This is a genomic window from Dokdonella sp. (assembly GCF_036518555.1).
Classification (GTDB): domain Bacteria; phylum Pseudomonadota; class Gammaproteobacteria; order Xanthomonadales; family Rhodanobacteraceae; genus Dokdonella_A.
On sequence record NZ_DATDMY010000142.1, the window covers coordinates 1 to 16,228 of the forward strand.

Sequence of the window (16,228 nt, forward strand, 5' to 3'; positions counted from 1 at the left end):
CACCGCAACCCTGTTGGCCACGCTCGGCGGTTGCGTCTACGAGCCCGCCTACGTACGCCACGACGGCTATCGCGGTAGCGTCTACTACAGCAGTCGCTACGACGATCGACCCGACGTGTACTACGACGACGGATACTGGCCGCGCTACTACGACCCTGCATACCCGACGATTGGATGGGGCGTGTGGTATCACGACTCCCATCACGGGCGGCATCATGGGGACCGCCGCGACGACGGACACGGGCACCATCGACATTGACGCGTGGCGCGACGTCGCGCCGGGCGAAAACCGCGTCGATGCCCGACCTCCCGTCAGGGCTGGGGCACGCGCGCGAGGCGGAATTCGACCGGCGTCGACGCACCTGGTTCGACGGGTACGCGCGCCGCGGTCGCAAACGCGAGACGGCCGTCGGGCGTGCGCAGGGCCGCGCGTACGCTGTAGTGGTGGCCCGCAACGACGCGCGCAGGGTCGTACGGCAGGTCGAACGCGTACGGCGGGCCATGCAGGTCGCCGTAGCTCATGCGTGCGACGGTCGCCAGGCCGCTCCCTGCAGGCGCATCGGCGATGCTGTCGTCGATGAGTTGCACGTCGAGCACGGCGCCGGCCGCGAGCAGAAGCCGCTCGAGATGGAACGCGCGCCCGTGGATGACGGCGCGCGGCAACGCGGGCGGTCGCGCGGTCGCGCCATCGCCGCGACCGGGCGCTGGCACGGATTGGCACGCGCCCAGCGCGGCCACGACGAGGACCACGAGCGCGAATCGCATGGGGACTCCGGGCACGATGCACCCCGTTTTACCATCCAGTCGGCTGGCGATGCACGGGTCCGACGACGCGGCGGGCTGCGCGGGTGTCCGTTAGACTGGCGCCGATGCACGCTGACCCTCCCGTGGTGCGTTCGCCGGCGAGCGTGAACCTGTTCTTCGCGTTGTCCCCCGACGCGGCGACGCGCAAGGCCATCGCCGCCGCCGCCGAGACGCTGCGAACGGAGTTCGATCCGCCCGGGCGATGGCTGAAGCCGGCGCGCTACCACCTGACATTGCAGTTCCTCGGGAGTTTCACGCAGGCGCCCGCGGACCTCGTCGCCCGCGCCGTCGCCGCGGCGTCGCAGGTTTCGCTGCCGGCATTCGACGTCGTGCTCGACGTCGTCGGCAGCTTCGGTGCCTCGGGCATGCCGGTCTGGATCGGCTGCCGCGAAACGCCGCCGGCACTGCTGAGGTTGCACGATGAGCTCGGGATCGCACTCGCGCGCCTGGGCTGCCGTCCGCACGGCCCGAGCCGGCTCGTGCCGCACGTGACGGTCCTGCGCGACGCGAAGCGGGCGCTGCGTCGACCGCTCGCTGCCGCGATTCCATGGCGCGTCGACGAATTCGTGCTCATCGAAAGCAGGACGCCGGACCCTTACCGCACGGTCGGCCGCTGGTCGCTCGCCTAGATGGCCCGCACGCGGCCGTTGCCGGCACGTCGTGCGGGGACGTCGAGGCGACGACGATGCGGCGTCGTCAGCTCACGAGCGTCGCGTCCATCGTGATCTTCGCATTGAGCACTTTCGAGACCGGACAGCCTTCCTTCGCCTTGGTCGCCAGGTCCTGGAAGGTCGCCGCGTCGAGGCCCGGCACTTTCGCGCTCACGGTCAGGTGGCTCGCGGTGATCGCGAACCCGTCGCCGACCTTGTCGAAGGTGATCTCGGCCTTCGTCTCGATGCGCTCGGGCGGCGTACCCGCGCCGCTCAGCTGCGCCGACAGCGCCATCGAGAAGCAACCCGCGTGGGCGGCACCGATGAGTTCCTCGGGGTTCGTGCCGGGACCGTCCTCGAAACGCGACTTGAAGCCGTACGGTGCGTCGGCGAGCACGCGCGTCTCGGTCGAGATCGTGCCCTTGCCGTCCTTGAGGCTGCCGGTCCATACCGCGGAAGCGTGCTTCTTCATCGAGGGTCTCCTGGTTCGAGGGGAATGGCGTGTCGCCGGCGCGCGCCGGGGGCGCCAGCGTACCCCGTTCGCATGACGGCGCAACCGTGCCGGGGCGCGAGCCCCTAGAATGCGCGGATGCGACTGAACAAACACATCGCCGAGAGCGGCCACTGCTCGCGCCGCGAGGCGGACCGCCTCATCGCGGAGAAGCGCGTCACCGTCAATGGCCGGCCTGCCGGCATCGGCACGCAGGTGGACGAGGGCGACGAGGTGCTCGTCGACGGCCAGGCGCTGCTCGCGCGCAAGGCGGGCGCGAAGGGCCGCCGGCACGTCTACATCGCGCTCAACAAGCCGGTCGGCATCACCTGCACGACCGAGCGCGAGGTCGGCGGCAACATCGTCGACTTCGTCGACCACGCGCAGCGCATCTTCCCGGTCGGCCGCCTCGACAAGGATTCCGAGGGCCTGATCCTGCTCACCAGCAACGGCGATATCGTCAACGACATCCTGCGCTCGGAGAACCGGCACGAGAAGGAGTATCTCGTCGCGGTCAACAAGCCGGTGACGCCCGAGTTCCTCGCCGGCATGGCGCGTGGCGTCCGCATCCACGGCCGGATGACCCAGCCCTGCCGCACCGCGCGCATCGCCAAGTTCGGCTTCCGCATCGTGCTCACGCAAGGCCTCAACCGGCAGATTCGCCTGATGGCCGCGGCCTTCGGCTATCGCGTGACGCAGCTGCGCCGCGTGCGCATCGTCAACATCAAGCTCGGCGCGCTCAAGCTCGGCCAGTGGCGCAACCTCACCGAGGCCGAGCTGCGCGGCCTGCTGCCCGATCGCACGGACTGGTGAACCGAGGGGCGGCACGCCGGTGCCCGCGCCGGCGCGACGATGGCCGGCCGATCGATTGGATCGCCGCCACGCTCGACGACGGCGCGTTGCGCGCGCGCCAATCCGCGCATCGCGCGGTGCTTCGGCGCGTTCCTGCTCGGGCGCATTGGGCAGGCGCGCGCTCGCGCGCGACGCGCTCGGCGATCCGCACCGGCCGCCATCGGGCTACCAGCGGCGCGTGCGCATGCGCTGGCGCGTGCTCGGCCCGCCCGGTACGGACGATCGAGCGACCGTCACTTCGAGCCGGCGGCGCGCTGCACGACCAGGTGCTTGCCGGCACCGACCACGGCGAGCGCACGCATCTCGACCGGGGCGCCCTCGGCGAGCAGTGCGGTCGTTCCGACCACCGTCGATGCCGGGTAGCCGCTCGGGAAGAACTCCTTGTGGATCGCGAGGAAGCGCTCGAACTCGGCGTCGAAGCTCGCGGTGTCCTTCGGCTGCGCATGGAACGAGGTGATCTCGACGACATCGTCCATGCTCGCGCCCGCGGCTTCGAGCGTGCGCTTGAGCCGCGCGAACATGTTGCGGATGCGCGCGTCGTAGTCGTCGCCGGGTCCGGCCGGAATGCCCGACACGTACACCGTGTCGCCGACGCGGACCGCCGGAGCGTAGTGCCAGGTGTCGTAGGCGGCGTCGGCGCCGGCCGGTATGACGATCGTTTTGGTCGGAACCGGAGCGGTGGCGCAACCGGAAGCGAACAGGGTGGCGATGAGGGCGGGAAACAGGATGCGCATGGACGTCGTTCGGGTAGGCGGCGATGCGGCCGCGGCCTACCGTAATACGGAGCAGCGCGTCGTAACCGATCGCCTCGCCGGAGCGAGCCCTGGGTGCGGCGGACGGCGGCCGGGGAATGTTTGCGCGATGTAAAGCGTCTTGCCGCGCACGGGCGAGGCGATCCATGCTCGCGGTTCGTGCCGAACAGGAACCTTCCGATGCAGCCGAACCACGTCGCCCCGATGCTCGCCGCCGCGCTCGCGGTCGTCGCACTGCCCGCCGGCGCCAGGAAGCCCGATCCGGGCGAGGCGGCGTTCCGTGCGCTCTACAAGCAGCTCGTCGAGATCAACACGACGCTGTCGGTCGGCAGCTGCACCGAGGCGGCCAAGGCGATGCAGGCGCGCCTCGTCGCAGGCGGTATTCCTGCGGCGGACACCGAGGTGCTCGTGCCGCCGCAGCGGCCCAAGGACGGCAACCTCGTCGCGACGATCAAGGGCAGCGACGCGGTGGCGAAGCCGATGATCCTGCTCGCCCATCTCGACGTCGTCGAGGCCAAGCGCGAGGACTGGGCGCGCGACCCGTTCACGCTCGTCGAAGAGGACGGCTGGTTCTACGCGCGCGGCGTCAGCGACGACAAGGCGATGGCCGCGGTGTTCACCGACAGCCTCATCCGCTACCACAAGGAAGGGTTCAAGCCGCGCCGCGACATTCGCCTGCTGCTCACCTGCGGCGAGGAGACGTCCGATACGTTCGACGGCGTCGAATGGCTCATCAAGGAACATCCCGAGCTCACGCGCGCAGCCTTCGCGCTCAACGAAGGCGCCGGCGGCGAACTCGACGACCACGGCAAGCCGGTCGCGCTGCAGGTGCAGGCGGGCGAGAAGGTGTACCAGGACTTCCGCCTCGAGGTCACCGACAAGGGCGGCCACAGTTCGCGCCCGACGAAGAAGAACCCGATCTACGCGCTCGGCGCGGCGCTCGGCCGCATCGGTGCGTACCAGTTCCCGATCAGCCTCAACGACGCGACGCGCGGCTATTTCCGGGCGCAGCTCGAACTCGCGCCGCAGGCGGTCGCCGAGGACATCAAGGCCGTTCTCGCCAGCCCACCCGACGCGGCCGCGGCGGATCGCCTGTGGACGATCAACCCGGCATGGAACAGCATGCTGCGCACGACCTGCGTCGCGACGATGGTCGATGCCGGGCATGCGCCGAACGCGCTGCCGCAGCGCGCGGGCGCGAACGTGAACTGCCGCATCCTGCCCGGCGTCCCGCTCGAAGCGGTGAAGAACACGCTTGCGCGGCTCGTCGACGACGCGGACATCACGGTCACGGCCGTCGGCGAACCCAGCCCGGTCGGCAACGCGCCGAACCTGTCGGCAGCGATCATGGACCCCGTGCGCAAGGTCGCCGACGCGATATGGCCGGGCGTCGCGATCGTGCCGACGATGGCGACGGGTGCGACCGACGGCCGCTTCCTCAATGCGGCCGGCACGCCGACCTACGGCCTCTCGGGCATGTTCCACGACGCCGAAGGCAGCCACGCCCACGGCCTGGACGAGCGCATCCGCGTGAAGTCGCTGCTCGACGGCCGCCGTTTCCTCTACGAGGTCGTGAAGCTCTACGCGACCGCGAAGGACTGACGCCGCCGCGTCGTTCGCGAGCTCCGGTTTCGTGGCTCGTTCGCCCGCTGCGCCCGACGCGACGGAATCTCGCCAACCCCGTCGCGCTTCTCGCCGCCAACCCGTTCGCCGTGCGCGCGGCCCGCAGGGCCGGAGTCGAACGGCCGCGAACCGGCGCTTGCCCCGACGGCGGCGCTTCGACGCCGCTCTCCGCGCTCGAGCGAACGGACCGGTGCAGCCCGCCGCGGATGCTTCAATCGCTGAACGCGGCGTTGTGATAGACGTCCTGCACGTCGTCGAGCTCTTCGAGCCAGTCGAGCAACTTGCCGAGCGTCTCCTCGACCTCGCCGCTGACGGCGACGCGGTTGTCGGGCCGCATCACGATGTCCGCGCTGATCGGCGTGAGCCCCGCGGCGACGAGCGCGTTCTTGACCGATTCGAAGTGTTCCGGGGCGCACAGCACGACCGATGCATCGGCTTCGGCGACGACGTCGTCGGCGCCCGCGTCGAGTGCGAGCTCGAGGACCTTGTCCTCGCCGCCGGACGCTTTCGTGTCGACCACGATTTCACCGAGCTCCTTGAACTGGAACGCGACCGAGCCCGAGGTGCCGAGATTGCCACCGTGCTTGGACAGCGCGTGGCGCACGTCGGCGACGGTGCGCACCGGGTTGTCGGTCATCGCGTCGATGATGAGGGCGACGCCCGACGGGCCGTAGCCTTCGTAGCGCAACTCCTGCATGTCGTCGGCGCCGTCCGCGCCCGAGCCGCGCTTGATCGCGCGTTCGATCGTGTCCTTGGACATGTTGGACGACAGCGCCTTGTCCATCGCGACGCGCAGGCGCGCATTGCCGGCGGGGTCCGCGCCGTTGCGCGCGGCGATCGTGATCTCGCGGATGAGCTTGGTGAAGATCTTGCCGCGGCGCGCGTCCTCGGCGTTCTTGCGGTTTTCGATGCTGGGGCCTCTGCCCATGGGGATTCCTGCGGCTCTGTGATCGTTGGCGATGCCGCCGGCGCCCGGCGGTCCGCCATTCTACTTCGAGGCGGCGGGGTCACGATGAGCCTTGCGGCCGGCCGCAGGGGCGGAGCGCGCGGCGGCGCCGCGGAATGGCGCAGCGCCGGGCGAACCGACCCTAGAGATGGCAGCCCGGCGACGCCGTCCCGAGCCGCGTCAATTCGAGCGTACCGCTGCGACCGTCGTTCTCGCCGGCCGTGAAGCGGTAGGTGAGGCGGGCGGACGAACATTCGCGCAGCAGCATCGAGGCCGAGCCGATGCGTGTGGTCGTGACCGGCGTCGCGTCGTCGAAGCCACCGGTGCTCGTCTCGAAGATGCCGATGTCGTCGACGCGGGTCGCGTTGCTACCGCGCGGGCCCTGCAGCGTGTACCAGCGCTGTCCACCGCCGTCGGCCGCGAACGTGTACCACGCGGCGAACACCACGTTCTGCGTCGGCCCCACGTCCACGATCAGTCCTTGGCCGCTGTTGGCCGGATCGGCCCACGTGCCGCTCATCCAGTAGGTGGGCGGGGCGGCCGGCGGGTTGCCTGCGGCGACGCAGTCGACATTGGGCAGCAGGCGCGTGAGCGGGATGTCGCCTTCCGCCGGGCGGGAATCGCTGATCGAGTAGTGCAGCATTCCGTGCGAGCAGTCGGAGAACGCGAGCGTGGCGGTCCCGACTACGTCGGTCGAAGTCGGTTGCGAGGTGTCGAAGCGTCCACCCGTGGTCACGTAGATCGGCATGGTCGCGACGTCGCCGCCGTCGACCTGCCCCTGGATCGTGTACCAGCGATGCACGACGAAGGGCGTCTCGCCTGCGGGATCGACGCCGTAGGTGAACCAGCCGCCGAAGAGCAGGCCGGTGCCCGGGGCATACAGGTCCGGCAACACGTCGATGACGAGGCCCTGGCCGGGCGTCGCCGCATTCGCCCACGAGCCGCTCATGCCATGCTGGTTCAACGGCGGCCCGGACTGCTGCGCGGTCGGCCACGCGGCCATGAGGTTGCGCACGTCGACCGAGCCGAGCCCCGTCGCACGGTCGTAGCCTGGCGCGACCGCGTAGCCGGCGCGGCCGCCGGAGAGGGCGGAAGGACCCGGCGTGCTGTTGTTGCACGGACTCGGCACGGCGACGTCGCACGGGGATACCGCGCTCGTCGCGGGCGTGACGTCGTGGAAGACCGCGTTGACCGGATGCGCGCCGAGCGCATAGAGGTTCGGATTGAGGTTGCCCTGCGCGGCGCCGAACTTCTGGTTCAGTCGCGCGGCGATGCCGGCCATCGCCGGTGCGGACGCCGAGGTGCCGCTCGAAATGAGGAAACTGAAACTGCCCCCGCTGACCGCGCACGAGCCCCGGCGCGCGGCCATGCACGTGACATAGCCGTCGTGGCTGGCCGCATTGAGCGAGACATCCGGAACGCTGCGGCCGCCGTCGGTCGGCACGCCCGGACCGGACTGCCATGCCGGCCGCGGGAGATAGCGGCTCGTGCCGCCGCCGCTCGCAGCGAGCGCGGTCTCGCCGCCGCGGCCGATCGGTTCGTTCCATGCGCCTTCCGGAATGTAGCCGTACGCGCTGCGGTATCCGGCGCCGTCCTCGCTGCTCCAGTAGCGATCCGGCTCCGCGTCGTCGGCGAAACGCGTGCCGCCGACGCACGTGACGTGGCCGGAGCTGCACATGACGTCGATCGACGGCTCGGGCTGCGCCGGCGGCGCGCCGGTATGATCGGCGCAATCGGCAACGCCGCTGTCGCCGGACGACACGAACACCGAGATACCTTCGGCGGCGGCTTGCCCGAACACGTCGTCGAGGTAATGCGCGACGTCCGCACCGTTGTCGGCCTCGCAACTGCCGAAGCTGATGCTGAGCACGCGCGCCGGCAACGGCGATGCATCGATCGCATGCTCGATCGCGCGCTGCACGCCGCTCTCGGTGTCGGTGTCCTTGGCGACGATGAGTTTGATCGTCGCGCCGGGAGCGACGCCCGCGGCGACCTGGACGTCGAGCGTCGCTTCCGTCTGGTCACCGACCGCATCGCTCGGATCATCGCAGCTCGAACCGGCGGCGCCGCACTGGGATGCCGGCGCGCCCGGATCGGTCGCCCCCGGCGGCACGATCACCTCGACCGCGCGCTGCGGCAGGCCCGCGATCGTCTGGTAGTTGCTCACGTCGGGTGCGTAGACACGCTGGCGACCGACGATCGCGATGCTTTGCCCGGCTCCGTCGATGTCGGCGACGGCGCCGCCGATGCCGTAGATCGCGGCGAAATCCGCGGGGAACATCACATGCTCGCAGCCGCTGTCGTTGCAGGCCGTGCCTGCGGGGTGCAGCGCCTTCGCGCCTGCCGGGCGCCTGGCGGCGACGACACGGTGCTTCGGCCGCAGCGTGAACGTGTCGAGCCCGACCACGCCACGCACGATCGTGGCGAATGCCGCAGGCACGCTCGGCCTCGACGTCGCGCCGATGCGCCGGCGCTCACCGCCGTCGTACCACGCGAGCGCGGTGTCGAACGCGCGCGCGACGTCGCCGCTGCGGCCGCTGACGACCACGCGCGTGCGCGCCGGTGCGACCGCCTCGACGCGCAGGCCCTCGCTGCGCAACCAGCCCGCGAGTGCGTCGAGGTCGTGCGCGCTCGCGCCGTAGCGTTGGCCGATTTCCGCAGCGTCGAGCCACGCGTGGTAGCGGGGGGAACGCGGATCCTGCTGGTCGCGCAACAGCGCTTCGAACGCGGCCTGGCGTTCGGGCGTGCGACGGAGCAACACGCTCACGCGATCGAGCCGCACCTCGGCGTCGACCGCGCCGCGCGCGCGATCCGCGCGAGCCCACGCCGGCCGTGCGTTGTCGATCGCCATACGCTTGGCGCCGTCGACGGTCGACTGAACGAGGTCGCCCGCGCCCGCATGCGCGAGCGTGCAGGTGGCCGCGAGCGCGGCAAGCACGAGCGCCGGGCCGATGCGCGCGAAAAGTGTCTCGTTCATGCCGGGATCGCCGCCGGGAAAAGGAGGAAAATGCGACCTTAATCGCGAGGCATGCCGCACCGCAAGCGCCGCTGCGGATTCGCAGACGCTATCATGGCGCCCCACCGCAGGGGGCACCCATGGGCACATCCAAGACCGCGGCGCGCGCGCCGGGGTTCCGTTACTACGACCTGCTCGTCGGCGGCATGGTCGCGGTCCTGCTCTGTTCGAACCTGATCGGCCCCGCCAAGGTCTGCACGGTGACCTTGCCGCTGCTCGGCGCGCTCACGTTCGGCGCAGGCAACCTGTTCTTCCCGATCAGCTACATCTTCGACGACGTGTTGACCGAGGTGTACGGCTACGCGCGCGCGCGCCGCGCGATCTGGGCCGGCTTCGGCGGCCTCGCGTTCGCGAGCGTGATGACGTTCGTGATCGTCGGCATGACGCCGAGCCCGGACGAGCCGTTCAACGAGCGCCTGCAGCCCGCGCTCGAAGTCGTGTTCGGCGCGAGCTGGCGCATCATGCTCGCGTCGATGTTCGCGTACTGGATCGGCGACTTCGCCAACTCGTGGGTGATGGCGAAGATGAAGCTGTGGACGAACGGGCGCTGGCTGTGGACGCGCACGATCGGTTCGACCGTCGTCGGCGAGGGCCTCGACAGCCTCACGTTCTACCCGATCGCGTTCGCGGGCATCTGGTCCGGCCAGACGATGCTCAAGGTGATCGCGTTCAACTGGACGATGAAGGTGCTCGTCGAGATCGTGCTGACGCCGGTGACCTACGCGGTGATCGGCTTCCTCAAGCGGCACGAAGGCATCGACACCTACGACACGCATACGCATTTCACGCCGTTCAGCTTGCGCGACGAAGGCGAACAGCGCAGGCCGCACGCCTGACGAAGGGAGGCTTCCGATGAACGAACCGGCATCCTGCGCACGCGGCGCAAGCGGTCGCGCCCGCCGTGGGAGCGGCGCAAGCCGCGATGGTCGCGCCGCTCGGGTATCGAAGAGGACGACGTCCGCCGCGCCCGCATGTCTGCTGCTCGGGGTGATGCTCGCGTTCGCGGCGCGCGCGTCCGGCTCCGACGACGCCGAGTATTTCCCGGTCACGAACCCGCCGCCCGGCATGAGCTTGCCGTTCTCCGAAGCGGTGCGCGTCGGCAGCATGCTCTACCTCTCCGGCGAGATCGGCACCGGGGCCGACGGCAAGCTCGTTTCGGGCGGCATCGCGGCCGAGACGAAGCAGCTCATGCAGAACATCGGGGACTCGCTCGCGCGCCACGGTTCTTCCTGGGACCGCGTCGTGCAGTGCACGGTCGCGCTCGCGGACATCAAGGACTGGCCGGCATTCAACGACGTCTATCGCGGCTACTTCAAGCAGCACTATCCCGCGCGCATGGCCTACGCGACGGGCGGTCTCGCGCTCGGCGCGCGTGCCGAAGTGCAGTGCAACGCCCTCGTCGCCCGCGATCGCGGGCGTTGAGGCGGCGCGGCGGGCGGTCATCGCCGCCTGCCGCCCGTGGTCTATGCGGCGGCGGTCGCCGTCGTCTCGCGCGTGCGTCGGCCGATGTCGCGCAGAAGCAGCGTGATGATGAGGATCGCCTGCAGGGTCACCGTCGCGACCGACACGTACCAGACCTCGTGCAGTTCGAAGCCCGGCCGCGTCGACAGCCAATACGCGACGCACGCGAACACGCTCACGCGCGTCGCCGTGCAATACAGCGGTGGCAGCGTGTGGCCGAGTGCCTGGAACATGCCGGCGCAGGTGAAGATCAGGCCCTGTGCGACGAAGTTCCACGAGATGATGCGCAGGAACTCGCTGCCGATGCGCACCACCTCGGCGTCCTGCGTGAAGAACCCGACGAGCAGGTCCGGGCGCCAGTGGCAGAACAGCGTGAGCACGGCCATGATCGCGCTGCCGATCAGCGCGGCCTTGTCGAACGTCTCGCGCACGCGCGGCAGCAGGCGCGCGCCCGCGTTCTGCCCGGCGAGCGGCGCAACCGCGAACGCGACCGCCATCGCGGGCAGGAAGATCGCCTGCATCACGCGTGAGCCGACGCCGAATCCGGCCTGCGCGGCCGGACCGAACGGTCGGATGATGAGGTAGACGAGGGCGAGGAACAGGAACATCAGCGCGAATTCGCCGCCCGGGGGTACGCCGATCTTGAGGATGCGCTTCCAGGTCGCGAAGTCGGGCTTGAGCAGCGCGCCGTCGACGCCGACGTATTTTTCGAGGCGCGCGAAGTAGACGATCATCATGACGACGCCGACCGCGATCGCGAGTGACGTCGCGACACCCGCTCCGGCGATGCCGAGCGGCTTGCCCGTGCCCCAGCCCGCGATGAGGACCGGTGCGAGGATCGCGTTCAACACGACCGTCGCGACCTGCACGATCATGCCCGGCTTGGCAAGCCCGGTGCCGCGCAGTGCCGAGCCCATCGCGATCAGCGCGAACTGCAGCGCGAGCCCGGGCAGGAACCAGTACAGGTAGGTCGTGCCCAGCGCGGCGGTCTCGGCGTCGGCGCCGAGCGCGCGCGCATAGCTCCCGGCGAACGCGTAGCCGCCGACGAGCGTGACCGCCGCGAACAGCGCCGCAAGCAGCAGGCTCTGGTTGAACACGAGGTTCGCGTCGGCCGGGTTCTTCGCGCCGACCGCGCGCGCGATCAGCGCCATCGCGCCGACGCCGAGAACCTGGGTCAGTCCCATGATGATGAACTGCAGGTTGCCCGCGGTCGCGACGCCCGCGATCGCGGCATCGCCGAGGCGCGCGACGAAGTAGAGATCGACGAGCACGTACAGCGTCTGGAACAGCATGCCGATCGCGATCGGCAGCGCGAGCGCGACCAGATGACGCGCGATCGAGCCTTGCGTGAGGTCTTTCATGCAGGGTTCCCGGAGAGAAGGGCGGCGCATTCTGCGCCGATCTGCGGCGCCTGTAACGACTCGTCCATCGCGCGATCCGGCGCTACAATGTCCGCACGGGAACAGCCGCGCAACGCGGAGTTCGAGCGGGCGGATCGTGCGAGCGGCGGAAGCCGCGATGTCTGCCCTCAGCCCTCAGCCCTCGGAAGGGCATCGCGACGTCCGACGCTGCGCGTCCGCGCGGAGCAGGTCGACGCGCAGCCTGATGCGACGTCGGCGCGCACACGCTAGGCGGTCGGTCCGAGACGGCGCACCCGCAACCGGCCGCGCACGAGCTGCACGCCGAGCGCGACGTTCCACGCGCTTGCGGCGAGCACGACGACCATCATTCCGTGCACGTCGAGCGCGAGCCGGCCACTGAGCAGCGCGACGACGATTCCGCCGCCGCAGACGAGGCCGGCCGCCCCGAGCACGAAGTTCGTGCGCGCGCGCAGGAGCGCGAACGACCACAGCGCGATCGCGAGCGCGCGCGCGAACTCGCCGATGTCGGCGAGCGACTGGTTCATCGCCCAGCACAGATGCATGAGCTGGCGCAGGTGTTCGAGCGCCGCCGCGTCGGTGCCGGCGTACTGCGCAGCGAGCCGGCCGATCGCGAAGCCGTTGATCGACGCCGCGCCGATGTCGGCGCCGGTACCGATCGCGTACGCGACGAGCGCCACGCGCACCAGTGGCCGGTCGGCGCCGAACACGCGCGAGAACTCCGCGAAGCCGAACAGCAGCAGCGCGAGCAGCGCGATCAACGAGCCGTGCACGAGGTGGTTCAGCGCACCGATGCGCACGATCTGCTCGACGAACGTGGCCATGTCGCGGGACGACCCGGACGGGTGGTGTGCCATCATGAGCACCGACGCGAGCGACGCGGCGACGAGGATCGCGCCGGCGGTGCGCAGTTCGGCGTCGGGAAGTGCGAAGTCGGGGGAGCGTTCGGTCATGGCATCGTCCTCGGAGTACGGTTGCGCGGAGCCTAGCGGCATGGGCGCCTGCGGCGGTCGCGCGTCGACGCGATTCCGGACACGTTGGCGCGATCGTCCGGAAACGGCGGTGCATCGATGACGAACACGGAGATCGGTGCGCGCGAGGACGCGCGTCGCCGGCGCACGCGCACGGCGCTGCAGAAGGCGTTCATCCAGTTGTTCTTCGAGCGCGGTTTCGACGAGATCGGCATCGCCGACATCGCGGCGCGGGCCGGTGTCGGCCGCTCGACCCTGTACGAGCACTACCGCGGCAAGGACGAGCTGCTGCTCGACACGGTCCGCTATCCGTTCGAGCGGCTCGCGGCCGTCGTCGAGCCGGACGTCGCTGCCGTCGACGTCGCGGCGGCCGTAGGCCATTTCTGGGACAACCGGGCGAACGCGCACTCGCTGCGGCGCGAGTCGTCGCGCAGGGCGCTCGCGCGCGTGTACGGCCGCATCGTCGCCGCACGCCTGTCCGGGCGGGCCGACGCGGGCGCGGCGACGGCGCGCACGGCCGCGATCATCGCGCACACGCACCTCGGCGTGCTGCTCGGCTGGCTCGCGGGCGACATCGATGCGACACCGGCGCAACTGGCCGATGTGCTCGTGCAGATGGCGCGCGGCGCGGCGGGGTGATGCCGTCGCGGCTCGCGTCCGCTACACTAGGCGCCTCCGCGACACTCTTCGAACCCCATGATCGCCCTAAAGAATTTCGCCCTGCGACGCGGCGAGCGCCTGCTCCTGTCCGATGTCGACATCGCGCTGCACGCGGGTGCCAAGGTCGGCGTGGTCGGCCGCAATGGCTGCGGCAAGTCGAGCCTGTTCGCCGTCGTGATGGGCGAGATCGAGCCCGACAAGGGCGACATCGACCTGCCGAACCGGCTGCGCATCGCGAGCGTCGCGCAGGAGACGCCCTCGCTGCCGGATCCTGCCATCGATTTCGTCGTTTCCGGCGACACCGAAGTCCACGCGGTTCTCGAGGCGGAGCGCGCCGCGACCGCCGCCGAGGACTGGGACGCGGTCGCCGCCGCGCACCAGAAGCTTGCCGAGATCAACGGCTACGACGCCGAAGCGCGCGCGGGCCGGCTACTGCACGGCCTCGGCTTCAAGCCGGACACGCACCGCATGGCGGTCGCGGAATTCTCCGGCGGCTGGCGCGTGCGCCTCAACCTCGCGCGCGCGCTCATGATGCCGTCGGACCTGCTGCTGCTCGATGAGCCGACCAACCACCTCGACCTCGACGCCGTGCTCTGGCTCGAACAGTGGCTGCAGAAATATCCGGGCATGCTGCTCATGATCTCGCATGACCGCGAGTTCCTCGACGGCCTCTGCACGCATACGCTGCACCTGCACGAGCAGCGCGCCAAGCTCTACTCGGGCGACTACACCAGCTTCGAACACCAGCGCGCCGAGCACCTGCGCCAGCAGCAGATCGCGTTCGAGAAGGAGCAGGCCGAGCGCGTGCACCTCGAGGCGTTCATCGCGCGCTTCAAGGCGAAGGCGAGCAAGGCGAAGCAGGCGCAGTCGCGCGTCAAGCGCCTCGCCAAGCTCAGCGGCACCGAGGCGGTGCGTGCGGAACGGCAGATCCGCATCAACTTCCCGGAGCCCGTGAAGCTGCCGCATTCGCTGCTGCGCCTGAACCACGTCGATGCGGGCTACACGCTCAAGGGCAGCGCGCACGCAGGGCCGTCGGACCATGCGATCGTCGAAGACCACGGCCACGCGGTGATCCTCAAGAAGGTGAAGTTCGGCCTCGAAGCCGGCGATCGCATCGGCCTGCTCGGCCCGAACGGCGCGGGCAAGTCGACGCTCGTGAAGACGCTCGTCGGCGAGCTGCCGCTGCTCACGGGCGAGCGCACCGCGCATCCCGATCTCGTGCTCGGCTACTTCGCGCAGCACACGGTCGAATCGCTGCACGAGGGGCAGACCCCGATCGACCACCTGCGCGAGATCGCGCCGGGCGTGTCGACGCAGGACTTCCGCGACTACCTCGGGCGCTGGAACTTCCCCGGCGACCGCGCGTTCGAGGTCATCGACGGTTTCTCCGGCGGCGAACGCGCGCGCCTCGCGCTCGCGCTGATCGCGTGGCGCAAGCCGAACGTGCTGCTGCTCGACGAGCCGACCAACCATCTCGACCTCGAGATGCGCGAGGCACTGGCCGAGGCGCTGAGCGACTTCGACGGCGCGATCGTGCTCGTCTCGCACGATCGCCACCTGACCGGCCTCGTCTGCGACACGTTCTGGCGCGTCGCCGACGGCAAGGTCGAGGAGTTCAAGGGCGACCTCGACGAGTACGCCGCATGGCTGCGCGCGCGCGGGTCGGGCAGCTCGCCGGAACAGGGCAAGGGCAAGCGCGCGGCCGCGTAGGCGGGACGCACAGCGCGTCGCGCGCAGCGCCGGCTCGCGATGCACGGCGGAGCGAATGGGGTGAGCGCGCGTCGGGTCGGTCGCGGCGGGACGTGCGCTGCAGGCTCGACGCACCGCGCGCCGTCCGCGCCGTCGTCGGCGCGATCGGGAATCGCCACAACCCCGCGGCCACCGCTTCCGCGTTGCATCCGTCCGTGGTCACCGGCGCGCCGCGCCGCCACCGACGAACGGAGATCCCGCGATGGCTTGCTTCCCGAAGATCGACCAACCTTGTCCGCTCGGCATCGACGCGCAGCGGCGCGTCGCGGGGTACTGCGGCCATTGCCGCAAGGCGGTGCACGGCCTGGACGCGATGAGCGACGCCGATCGCATCGCGTTCGTGCGCCATTCGCAGGGTCCGATCTGCGTGTCCTATCGCGTGCGCCGGGGCGCGGCGCTCGGTCTCGGTGCGGCGTTCGCGTTGACCTTGGCCTCGCCTGGCCAGGCGGATCCGGTCGGGATCGACGTCCGTGCGACGGTCGAGTCGGGTGCGGCGACGACCGCCCCGCCACCGCCGCCGGAGCACGAAGTGCTGCTCATGGGCGGGATCAGCGATCCGCAGTCGGCCGCGATCGTCGACGACGGCGACGGCGATGGCGACGTGCCGGAATTGCCGGTCGTGCGCGAGACCGTTGCTGCCGCAGTGCGCTGAGCCGGCGGATCGCGCGATCAGCCGGCCTCTTCGAGGACGCGGGCCGCGCCCAGCACGTGCAGGCGAGCGATCGCCTGCATCTCGCCGCGGAATCCTTCCGGCGTGCCGTCGCCGACGCTGATCGCGATGTGGCTCGAGTCGAACCTGCCGAGCGCGGCGTCGTAACTCGTCCATCTCCGGCCGTCCCAGGCCTGCACCCACATGTGCGGCGTGAACGCATGCC

General features: G+C 70.3%; 15 protein-coding genes and 2 pseudogenes. 9 read left to right on the forward strand and 8 right to left on the reverse strand.

The window, feature by feature from the left end; translation table 11 throughout:
- Positions 1-259: pseudogene (locus VI238_RS08650) on the forward strand (hypothetical protein); the annotation flags it as partial.
- Positions 260-312: 53 nt separating this feature from the next.
- Here VI238_RS08650 and VI238_RS08655 read toward each other — a convergent pair.
- Positions 313-765, reverse strand: a complete 453-nt coding sequence (locus tag VI238_RS08655; RefSeq protein ID WP_331650458.1) for a YbaY family lipoprotein — start codon at positions 763-765, stop codon at positions 313-315.
- Between the two features lie 104 nt (positions 766-869).
- On the opposite strand from VI238_RS08655, the gene thpR reads away from it, so the two are divergent.
- Entirely contained in the window at positions 870-1,433 is a 564-nt protein-coding gene (gene thpR, locus VI238_RS08660; protein WP_331650460.1) for an RNA 2',3'-cyclic phosphodiesterase, read from the forward strand.
- Between the two features lie 67 nt (positions 1,434-1,500).
- On the opposite strand, the gene VI238_RS08665 is transcribed toward thpR, so the two are convergent.
- The gene (locus tag VI238_RS08665; protein WP_331650462.1) at positions 1,501-1,926 is read right to left on the reverse strand and encodes an OsmC family protein; all 426 of its coding nucleotides are present in this window, start codon (positions 1,924-1,926) and stop codon (positions 1,501-1,503) included.
- Between the two features lie 117 nt (positions 1,927-2,043).
- On the opposite strand from VI238_RS08665, the gene VI238_RS08670 reads away from it, so the two are divergent.
- Positions 2,044-2,757, forward strand: coding sequence for a pseudouridine synthase (locus VI238_RS08670; RefSeq protein WP_331650464.1), 714 nt, complete (start codon positions 2,044-2,046; stop codon positions 2,755-2,757).
- Between the two features lie 272 nt (positions 2,758-3,029).
- Here VI238_RS08670 and VI238_RS08675 read toward each other — a convergent pair whose 3' ends face one another.
- Entirely contained in the window at positions 3,030-3,530 is a 501-nt protein-coding gene (locus VI238_RS08675; protein ID WP_331650466.1) for a Rid family hydrolase, read from the reverse strand.
- A gap of 198 nt (positions 3,531-3,728) precedes the next feature.
- On the opposite strand from VI238_RS08675, the gene VI238_RS08680 reads away from it, so the two are divergent.
- Positions 3,729-5,150 (forward strand): M20/M25/M40 family metallo-hydrolase, encoded by a 1,422-nt coding sequence (locus VI238_RS08680; RefSeq protein ID WP_331650468.1) that lies wholly within the window; start codon positions 3,729-3,731, stop codon positions 5,148-5,150.
- 232 nt (positions 5,151-5,382) lie between these two features.
- Here VI238_RS08680 and VI238_RS08685 read toward each other — a convergent pair whose 3' ends face one another.
- Positions 5,383-6,099, reverse strand: a complete 717-nt coding sequence (locus VI238_RS08685; protein ID WP_331650469.1) for a YebC/PmpR family DNA-binding transcriptional regulator — start codon at positions 6,097-6,099, stop codon at positions 5,383-5,385.
- 160 nt (positions 6,100-6,259) lie between these two features.
- On the reverse strand, positions 6,260-9,094 hold the full coding sequence (locus tag VI238_RS08690) for a S53 family serine peptidase (RefSeq protein WP_331650471.1): 2,835 nt from the start codon (positions 9,092-9,094) through the stop codon (positions 6,260-6,262).
- A 119-nt stretch (positions 9,095-9,213) separates the two neighbouring features.
- Between VI238_RS08690 and VI238_RS08695 the strand changes: the two genes are divergently transcribed.
- Complete coding sequence (locus VI238_RS08695) at positions 9,214-9,969, forward strand: queuosine precursor transporter (protein WP_331650473.1); 756 nt, start codon at positions 9,214-9,216, stop codon at positions 9,967-9,969.
- 154 nt (positions 9,970-10,123) lie between these two features.
- Positions 10,124-10,555, forward strand: a complete 432-nt coding sequence (locus VI238_RS08700) for a Rid family hydrolase (protein ID WP_331650475.1) — start codon at positions 10,124-10,126, stop codon at positions 10,553-10,555.
- Positions 10,556-10,596: 41 nt separating this feature from the next.
- On the opposite strand, the gene VI238_RS08705 is transcribed toward VI238_RS08700, so the two are convergent.
- Both VI238_RS08705 and VI238_RS08710 read right to left on the reverse strand, forming a co-directional pair.
- A complete protein-coding gene (locus VI238_RS08705; protein ID WP_331650476.1) occupies positions 10,597-11,955 on the reverse strand; it encodes an MATE family efflux transporter in 1,359 nt (452 codons plus the stop codon).
- Positions 11,956-12,221: 266 nt separating this feature from the next.
- Positions 12,222-12,926: a hypothetical protein gene (locus tag VI238_RS08710; protein WP_331650478.1), complete on the reverse strand. Its 705-nt coding sequence runs from the start codon at positions 12,924-12,926 to the stop codon at positions 12,222-12,224.
- Positions 12,927-13,043: 117 nt separating this feature from the next.
- Between VI238_RS08710 and VI238_RS08715 the strand changes: the two genes are divergently transcribed.
- The 3 genes and pseudogenes from VI238_RS08715 (at position 13,044) to VI238_RS08725 (ending at position 16,005) form a co-directional block, all read left to right on the forward strand.
- Positions 13,044-13,583, forward strand: coding sequence for a helix-turn-helix domain-containing protein (locus tag VI238_RS08715; protein ID WP_331650480.1), 540 nt, complete (start codon positions 13,044-13,046; stop codon positions 13,581-13,583).
- Between the two features lie 57 nt (positions 13,584-13,640).
- Positions 13,641-15,287, forward strand: a pseudogene (gene abc-f / locus VI238_RS08720) (ribosomal protection-like ABC-F family protein); the annotation flags it as partial.
- Between the two features lie 268 nt (positions 15,288-15,555).
- Complete coding sequence (locus VI238_RS08725; RefSeq protein WP_331650482.1) at positions 15,556-16,005, forward strand: hypothetical protein; 450 nt, start codon at positions 15,556-15,558, stop codon at positions 16,003-16,005.
- Between the two features lie 17 nt (positions 16,006-16,022).
- On the opposite strand, the gene VI238_RS08730 is transcribed toward VI238_RS08725, so the two are convergent.
- On the reverse strand, positions 16,023-16,228 hold a 206-nt coding region (locus VI238_RS08730; protein ID WP_331650484.1), incomplete at its 5' end, for a hypothetical protein.